Annotated in this window: 8 protein-coding genes; all 8 read right to left on the bottom strand. The window is 57.7% G+C overall.

Going from position 1 to position 4,686, the window contains the following annotated elements:
• Window positions 1-545: molybdate ABC transporter permease subunit (gene modB, locus AC2VNK_RS03000; protein WP_486882747.1), on the bottom strand; the 545-nt coding region annotated here is incomplete at its 3' end.
• Window positions 535-948: a TOBE domain-containing protein gene (locus tag AC2VNK_RS02995; protein ID WP_291522696.1), complete on the bottom strand. Its 414-nt coding sequence runs from the start codon at window positions 946-948 to the stop codon at window positions 535-537. The genes modB and AC2VNK_RS02995, both read right to left, overlap by 11 nt.
• Window positions 949-960: 12 nt before the next feature.
• A complete protein-coding gene (modA, locus tag AC2VNK_RS02990) occupies window positions 961-1,713 on the bottom strand; it encodes a molybdate ABC transporter substrate-binding protein (RefSeq protein ID WP_291522694.1) in 753 nt (250 codons plus the stop codon).
• A 61-nt stretch (window positions 1,714-1,774) separates the two neighbouring features.
• Window positions 1,775-2,224, bottom strand: coding sequence for an RrF2 family transcriptional regulator (locus tag AC2VNK_RS02985; protein WP_291522692.1), 450 nt, complete (start codon window positions 2,222-2,224; stop codon window positions 1,775-1,777).
• 19 nt (window positions 2,225-2,243) lie between these two features.
• A complete protein-coding gene (locus AC2VNK_RS02980; protein ID WP_486882746.1) occupies window positions 2,244-3,071 on the bottom strand; it encodes an SIR2 family NAD-dependent protein deacylase in 828 nt (275 codons plus the stop codon).
• Between the two features lie 12 nt (window positions 3,072-3,083).
• The gene (locus AC2VNK_RS02975) at window positions 3,084-3,308 is read right to left on the bottom strand and encodes a hypothetical protein (RefSeq protein ID WP_215853350.1); all 225 of its coding nucleotides are present in this window, start codon (window positions 3,306-3,308) and stop codon (window positions 3,084-3,086) included.
• A gap of 10 nt (window positions 3,309-3,318) precedes the next feature.
• The gene (locus AC2VNK_RS02970; RefSeq protein WP_215853351.1) at window positions 3,319-3,624 is read right to left on the bottom strand and encodes a 2Fe-2S iron-sulfur cluster-binding protein; all 306 of its coding nucleotides are present in this window, start codon (window positions 3,622-3,624) and stop codon (window positions 3,319-3,321) included.
• A gap of 41 nt (window positions 3,625-3,665) precedes the next feature.
• A partial coding sequence (locus tag AC2VNK_RS02965) for a DegT/DnrJ/EryC1/StrS family aminotransferase (protein ID WP_486882745.1) occupies window positions 3,666-4,686 on the bottom strand: 1,021 nt, incomplete at its 5' end.

Here is a 4,686-nt window from a genome sequence, read left to right as displayed (position 1 = left end):
ATGGCAATGGAGGCGACCCGGGTTTCGCCCGGCAGGTCGCCGCCGATCATGAGAACGACGCCGAATTCGCCGATGGTGTGGGCAAAGGCCAGAACGGTGCCGGAGAGCAGGGAAGGCTTCATATTAGGAAGTTGTACCCGCAGGAGCGTTTCCCCGCGGGATTTGCCGAGCACATAAGCGGCTTCACGCAAAGCGGGTGGCAGACTCTGGAACCCCGCTTGAATGGGATGCACCATGAAGGGCAGGCTGAAAATTACCGACGTGACTATCAGGCCGGGAAAGCTGAAAGCGAGCTGAATACCCAGGCTATGTTGCAGTGCGCCGCCGAACCAGTGGTTGGGGCTGAAGATCAGCAGCAGATAAAAACCCAGCACCGAGGGCGGCAGCACCAGCGGCATACTCACCAGGGTTTCGACAAGGGCTTTCCAGCGGACGTGACTATGGGCCAGCCAATAGGCAAGGGGGATACCAATGACCCAAAGGATGGCGGTGACCACGATCGCGAGCTTAAAGGTCAGTAGCAGGGGTTCCCAGTCAAAAGGCATGACCATCCTCCAGGATCGCGACCTCATTGGACTTGATGAGGGCCTCCAGCAGATCGCCGGGACGCAATTCCAGGCGCTCGGCGGAGCGGCTGGTAATCACCGAGCGCAGTACCTGTCCACGGTAATCCAGCCAAATCTCAGAAAGGATAACGCCACGGCTGATTTCCTCCACCTTGACCGGCAGACGATTGCGCAGGCTGATACGTCCCTGCAGATCCTTGGCTAATCCCACTTCTGTTTCCTTGAAGCAGAGGTCAACCTGTTGACCGACCCGTAGCAGCGGCTCTTCATCGAGGGAGGCCAGCAATACCGCTGAAAGGCAATCCGGCCCCACCGCCACATCTACCAGACTCAGGTGCTCAGCGCTCAATATTTCAACGATCTCTCCGCGCAATCGGTTCATATCATGAAATACTCAGGGCAGCCGATAGCCGTTCGCCTTGAGGATACGGCGTCCTGCGGGAGAATAGACAAACGCCAGGAACTTCTGTGCATCGGGGTTGCTGGCACCCCGCTTGAGAAGCACCGCCGACTGGGCGATGGGTTTATAGGCGCTTTGGGGGATTTCCACCCAATGGCCCCTGCCACGCATCTCGGGGGCTGCCATGAGCGACTTGGCCGTGAAACCGACCTCTGCCGCGCCGGCATCGACATACTGGATCACCGTCAGCAGATTCTCGCCATAAATGATCTTGCCCTTGAGCGGATCAAAGAGATGATAATACTTGAGCGCCCGCAAAGCCTGCAGACCATAGGGTGCCAGACGCGGATTAGGCACGGCGATTTTCCGTATCTCCGGACCTTTCAGGAGCGACTGCCAGTTGGTGAAATTCACGGGGGCTTTGCTCCAAAGCACCAGGGTGCCGTAGGCATAGACTTTGGGTGCGCTTGCGGTCATGCCCGCTGTGTAGAGATGTTCCGGATATTTGGTATCGGCCGCAAGGAATACGTCATAGGGCGCTCCAGCCTCAATCTGCTGGGTCAGCGCTCCGGAAGATGCGTAAACCGGCTTGACCGCAATACCAGTCTGCTGGTGAAAAGCCACTTCCAGGTTGTCGAAAGCGAACTTGATGTTGGGAGCAGCGGCGACCATGACCGTGCCGGCATGGGCCATAGTGCCGCAAAACAAGAAGATCAGAACGGTCACATAACGAACCCATGCTTTCATAGCGCTCCCCATATATCATAAAATATAACGATGGACCCATTGTCGCGTGCAACCGCTCCCGCTATCCCGCCTTGCGCAGCAGCCGTAAATCATAGCGGCCATCGCGCACCGCCTCCGCCATATGGCCTATGGTTTGCTCGCTGAGCAATTCCAGTACCTTATTTTTTATGGGTGACCAGGCGTGATGAGCGGGGCATGCGGTCTCATCGGCGCACTTGGCGAGACCCAAAACGCAAGCATCGCCAAAAGGTTCTCCCTCAATACGCTTCACCATCTCCAGAAGTCCTGATTCCCGGATTCCCGGCGCCAGCAAAAAGCCACCGCCGCGCCCCTTGAACGACTGAAGTATGCCCTTCCCCGCCAACTCCTTGAGGATTTTCAAGAGGTAGGGAGAGGGCACCTCATAGAGGTAAGCAGCCACATCCTGACTGCGAACACAGACATCTTCAGGCTGAGATGCCACGTACACTAAAGCCTGAAGCGCGTAGTCACAGGTTTTGCTCCATAACATCGCCTTGTCCCCTGCTTATTTATCCCGCCTTGGCTACGATGGCCTCGCCTAACAAGACGCCAGAGGGCATCTGGAGCACCTGAATCCCCTGCTCGCGAACAAAACGCGTTTCGTTCCGGGTCAGCGGTGCCTCTATCAGCGCCCAATGACGATCCGATGAACGCTTCATGATCTGGCGGGCGAAATTGCGCTGCAACTGGTCATTGAAACGGCATCCGACAAAAAGAAAATGGCGCCCCGTGCGGATTTGTTGGACTATCTCCGGGATAGGCGTCTGAATGTCAATTTCCGTCAGCACTTCGACAAAATCCGTATCAGAAACGAGGTAATTATTGGCCGGACTTTGTGAGCCCCAAGGCTCATACAGTATCGTGTCCCATTGGGCAGCCACTGCGGCTTCGACCGACTGGCCCTCGGCATCCATATATCCCGTCCAGTGGCCAAAATGCTCGGTCTGACTGAGCCCCTGGATACGTCCCCAGCGTGTACCCTGTTCGGCCAACGCCTTGGCCATACCGTTGTCGTACCAGAGGTGGACGATCAACGGGAGTGGCCGTGTGGCCAGATCGCGCTGCAAAGGATGGATCGGCGGATCCTCGGCAAAGGTCTTGTCCATCATGCCCACGAGGGTCTTGCGGTGCTTGAAGTTCTCGATATACTGCGCGGCCCCGGTGAGGTTGCGCCGGACCTTGTGAGGCACCGTCACCTGGCTGCTGAGCACTTCCGCCAATGCCGGCAACCCGCTAGGCAGGGTGGCTCCGGCCTCCGGCAACAGGCCGGGACCGAGATACGGAATGATGCGCCCTTCCGCAAGGCCGCTGAAGATTTCCGAAAGATCCTTGTCCATAGTCATGCTTCCTTATGTAGCGAGGGAAAGAACCGCAGCCTTGATCTGTTCGATGACCGCTGGTTCGAGGCGAAAAATGCCCCTTCCCCCGGAGAGAGATTCATAACCATTGGCAGAGTGTCTGCTCAGCGCATTGAACCAGTCCTGAGGGCTGGTCCCGCTGGGACACTCGCCAATTTCCCGCACACTGCCATCGTTGGCAAAACGTGCATGAATGATGACGAGCGACTGTTCCATCACATCCTCCTTATAGGCCCGAAGAAAATCCCAAAAGCTCGATGACGACGTCTTCTTCACCGATCATGGCCTGACAGGCCAGACGGGATTTGCTGCCGACGCCAACGATGGTATCCAGGCGTTCATTTTCCAGACGCTGGATTTTCGACACGCTCTTCCGCCCTTCCTGGACGAAAATATGGCAGCTATCGCATTCGCCTTTGCCTTCGCACTTCAGGACCATGGGTTCACCGGCAGCGATCACCGCGGCGGCGAGACTGGCCCCCACGGGCATCTCGACGGTTTTACCACTGGGTTTGATGGTGATAATGGGCATTCAATCTTCTCCTCTATTAAAATGAACGTAAAAACAACACACTAATAAATGGCGGCACCAGCACCCACATTGACGGATGCATCCTTCAATGTTTCGATGATAAAGGCGATTTCCTCTTCTCCCAGGCGCGGGTGAAAAGGCAGGATCAGGGTGCGGTCGGACACCCGCACGGCGGTCGGACAGTGACCGCCGCCCCGCTCGCGATAATAGAATTGGGTCTGCATGGGCAGGCAGTAAGAGGCCGCCTCGATACCCTGGGCGCGGAGATCAGTGACGATGGCATCCCGACTGCTGCGGCTGAACCGGGTACCGAGGTGTACTTCGTACACAAACCAGTGCACCGCAGTGGCATCCGGCCCGTGGTAAGGATCCTTGATACCTTCAAAGGACTTCATGTACTCAAAGTAAAGCGCTTCCACCTGCTGTCGGCGTTGCAAAATACCGTCCAGACGGGCGAGCTGGACCAGCCCTATGGCGGCCTGAATATCGCTCATTTCTGCCTGCAGGGGTGGACGGGTAGGCGCCACCACCGAGCCCCGCTCACTGACGCCCCGCGCGCGGTATTGGCGCAGACGGCTGACGGTTTCGGTATCGTCCGTGACGATCATGGCACCTTCACCGCAGACCAGGGCAGAGGGCTGAGCAAAGGCAAAAATAGCGCTGTCCCCGAAGCTGCCGACCAGCTTGTCCTGATAGCGGGAGCCGATGGCCTCCGTCGAATCTTCCAGCAGAATCAGACCGTTTTCGTTGGCCATCGTGCGCAGCTCCTGCCAGAAGGCAGGATGCCCCTTGGTATTGCCGGCGAGAATCGCCCGGGTTTTCTCCGTGATCAGGGTCTCAGCCCCTTTGGGGGAGATCGTGCCGGAGTAGTAATCGATATCCGCGAACACCGGCTGAACCCCGTACCATGCCAGGGCGTGCCCGATCTGCCACCAGCTATAGGGCGAGAGGATGACTTCGTCGCCCGGCCTTATTTCATAGGCACGCAGGCAGAGCATCAGGGCCAGAGTCGGGCTGGCGACGGCGACGGCATAGCGCCGCCCGTGATAGGCGGCAAAGGCC

The sequence above is a fragment of the Acidithiobacillus sp. TH-A35 genome, assembly GCF_057473505.1.
The sequence above is the reverse complement of the archived record's forward strand: the minus strand, read 5'-3'. Positions and strand labels throughout refer to the sequence as shown.